Annotated in this window: 3 protein-coding genes and 1 pseudogene; 3 read left to right on the top strand and 1 reads right to left on the bottom strand. The window is 67.7% G+C overall.

Features of this window, described 5'->3' with window-relative positions; translation table 11 throughout:
* Nucleotides 1-132: 132 nt before the first annotated feature.
* A complete protein-coding gene (gene maiA, locus AC1DYI_RS32075) occupies nt 133-765 on the top strand; it encodes a maleylacetoacetate isomerase (RefSeq protein ID WP_477208158.1) in 633 nt (210 codons plus the stop codon).
* The gene (gene pgeF / locus AC1DYI_RS32070; protein WP_477208157.1) at nt 755-1,531 is read left to right on the top strand and encodes a peptidoglycan editing factor PgeF; all 777 of its coding nucleotides are present in this window, start codon (nt 755-757) and stop codon (nt 1,529-1,531) included. The genes maiA and pgeF overlap by 11 nt, the downstream gene beginning before the upstream one ends.
* 323 nt (nt 1,532-1,854) lie before the next feature.
* On the opposite strand, the gene AC1DYI_RS32065 is transcribed toward pgeF, so the two are convergent.
* Nucleotides 1,855-2,097: a hypothetical protein gene (locus AC1DYI_RS32065; RefSeq protein ID WP_477208156.1), complete on the bottom strand. Its 243-nt coding sequence runs from the start codon at nt 2,095-2,097 to the stop codon at nt 1,855-1,857.
* 144 nt (nt 2,098-2,241) lie between these two features.
* On the opposite strand from AC1DYI_RS32065, the pseudogene AC1DYI_RS32060 reads away from it, so the two are divergent.
* Nucleotides 2,242-2,666, top strand: a pseudogene (locus tag AC1DYI_RS32060) (hypothetical protein); the annotation flags it as partial.

Below are 2,666 nucleotides of genomic sequence, written 5' to 3'. Positions count from 1 at the left end.
GATCTTCACCGGCACGCCGGCCGGCGTGGGTGCGGTGGTGGCGGGCGACCGGCTCGTCGGTGCGATCGAAGGGCTGGGCCAATTGCAGCTGGACATCGTGCTGGCTGAAGTCTGAACAGGAAACTCGCTGTGATGGAACTCTTCAACTACTTTCGCTCATCGGCCTCTTACCGCGTGCGCATTGCGCTGGCGCTGAAGGGCCTGGCCTATGACTACAAGTCGGTCCACCTGCAGAAGAACGAGCAGACCGCCGAGTCGTACTCGTCTGTGTCCGCCTCGCGCCTGGTGCCGCTGCTGAAGGATGGCGACGCCTTCGTGCACCAGTCGCTGGCGATCATCGAGTACCTCGACGAGACCTACCCCCTGCCGCCGTTGCTGCCGAAGGACCCACTGGCCCGTGCCCGTGCCCGCGCACTGGCGCTGGACATCGCCTGCGAGATCCACCCACTGAACAAYCTGCGCGTGTTGCGCTACCTCGTCAACTCGCTCGGCGTCGACGAAGACGCGAAGGACCGTTGGTACAAGCACTGGGTGGAGACGGGGCTGGAAGCGGTCGAGCGCCAACTGGCCGCCGTGCCCACGCTCTACTGCGTGGGCGACACGCCCGGCCTGGCTGACTGCGTGCTGGTGCCGCAGATCTTCAACGCGCAGCGCTTCGAGTGCCGGCTGGACCATGTGCCGAACGTGATGCGCGTGTTCGAAGCCTGCATGAAGCTGGATGCGTTCGAGGCGACGCGGCCAGAAAAATGCCCTGATGCCGGCTGAGTCCAACGTTCCGTACCTGCCCGCCAACGGCTTGCCGCCCGAGGTCGGCGGTTTGATGTCGACGCGCCGCGGCGGAGTCAGCCGTGCGCCGTTCGACAGCCTGAACCTGCGCCCGGCAGGGTTGCGGGGCGACGCCGTCGACGAGCCGGCGGCGATCCACGAAAACCAGCGCCGCTTTGCCGGCTGGCTGGAGGGGGCGCAGCCCGTCTATCTCGACCAGGTGCACGGCGCGCGCGTCGTGCGGCTGACGCGGGCCGACCTGGCGCGTGGCCAGGCCTTTGCGCAAGCCGATGCCAGCGTGACGACCGAACGCGGAGTCGCCTGCACGGTGCTGGTGGCCGATTGCCTGCCGGTGCTGCTGGCGGCACCGGGCGGGCATGCGGTGGGCGCGGCGCACGCGGGCTGGCGCGGGTTGGCCGGCGGTGTGGTCGAGGCGACGTTGGAGGCGCTGTACGAGGCCGCGGGCTGCGTGCCAAGCGAGGTCAGCGCCTGGCTCGGTGCCTGCATCGGGCCCACTGCATTCGAGGTAGGTGACGACGTGCGTGAGGCGTTTGGCGCGGGAGCGTCAGCGTTCTTCCAACCGTGTGCAGCGCCTGGCAAGTGGTGGGCTGATCTGCCCGGCCTGGCCCGACATCGGCTGCAGTTGGCTGGTGTCACGCAGGTCAGCGGCGGCCAGTGGTGCACCCACAGCGAGCCGGCGCGCTTCTTCTCGTTCCGCCGTGACCGGGTGACGGGCCGCCATGCTGCAGCGATCTGGATTCGGTAGTCTTTCGAGCCCTCACGCCGCCTCAGGACGGCGGTGCCTCACCATCAACGCCGCCCGCAGGGTGGCGGTGGTGGCCCCGGTCGGAGGCCCCATTCGCGGTCGCCCCAACCTCAGTCGGACGCGACGGTGCTGATCACGCCGCGGCCGGCACGCCACCGGCGGCCCCCCGCGAGAGGCCGTAGAACGGGGCTACCGCCGTCACCCTGCCGCCACCGCCGTGGAAAGTGGACTGCCTCAGGGCCGCATTGATGGCGTGGCAGCTGTGGACCTCCAAATGGACGTTGTGCAGTGCACAACGTCATGTCGCGCAGCGGGCCTTCTCGCTAATCATCGCGGCCCTCAGGCGGCGGCGATTCGGCTTGTGCTGCGGCCTCTTCCATCTCGGCTCGACGGCGCGCGCGTTTGCGGTGCGGCGTGTTCATCAGGTACAGCACGATGGCCAGCGGCAGCAGGCCGTAAAGCGCCAGCGTGACCAGCGCACCCAGCACCGTGCCCTGGGGCGATGTCGCCTCTGCAAGGCTCATCAGCACCACGACAAACATCCAACCCAGGGCGACAATGTGCATTTCAGGCAGTGATAAGTAATCTCACGTAACGAAAAATAGAGTCATCATGCGGTAAGCTGACGGCAGTCCAATGCCCAGGCACCGCTGCCATTTCAGGCGGCCGCCACAGCCGAGCCGCGGGYCCACCGCAAGGAGACAAAAGCAGTGATTGGTAAGTCGCAGCAGCAGCCCTCGTTGGAGGCCCTTGGCGCCCTCGGCGCCCACGCTCAAGCCCAGGCCGATGCTTTCGGCCACGCAGTGGGTGACATCTGGCGCTCATTCTCCGGCCTGACGCTGCCGCAGACGTCGATGAGCGATCTGCAAGGCGAGTACTTGAAGCAGGCCACCGCGCTGTGGAACGGCACGCTGGAGGCGCTGTCGACCACGGGCGCCGAAGGGCAGGAAGCCAAGCCGCACAAGCCGGTGGGCGACCGCCGCTTCGCTGCCAAGGATTGGGGCGCCAACCCCGGCGCGGCCTACACCGCGCAGATGTACCTGCTCAATGCCCGCACGCTGATGCAAATGGCCGAGAGCCTGCAGGGCGACGAGAAGACCAAGGCGCGCATCCGCTTTGCGGTGCAGCAGTGGGT

It is taken from the genome of Ideonella sp. P3_A4 (genome assembly GCF_056403075.1).
This window is presented reverse-complemented; position numbering and strand designations above follow the sequence as displayed.